At 72.3% G+C, this 329-nt stretch carries 1 protein-coding gene; it reads left to right on the top strand.

What is annotated here, in order from left to right; translation table 11 throughout:
• On the top strand, positions 1-329 hold a 329-nt coding region (locus H7I41_RS09175), incomplete at both ends, for a fructose-bisphosphatase class II (protein WP_264012273.1).

Consider the following 329-nt stretch of genomic DNA (forward strand, 5'->3'; position numbering starts at 1 on the left):
GGCACCCCCGAGGGCATCATCGCCGCGGCCGCCATCCGCTGCATGGGCGGGCACCCCCGAGGGCATCATCGCCGCGGCCGCCATCCGCTGCATGGGCGGCGAGATCCAGGCCACCCTGGCCCCCACCGACGACGACGAGCGCCAGAAGGGGTCTCGGGCGAGAACGTCTTCTTCTGCGCCACCGGCGTCACCGACGGCGACCTGCTCAAGGGCGTGCGCTACTTCGGCGACCGGCGTCACCGACGGCGACCTGCTCAAGGGCGTGCGCTACTTCGGCGGCGGCTGCACCACGCAGTCCATCGTGATGCGGTCCAAGTCCGGCACCGTCC

The organism is [Mycobacterium] manitobense, assembly GCF_025821665.1.
GTDB classification, from domain to species: Bacteria; Actinomycetota; Actinomycetes; order Mycobacteriales; family Mycobacteriaceae; genus Mycobacterium; species Mycobacterium arseniciresistens.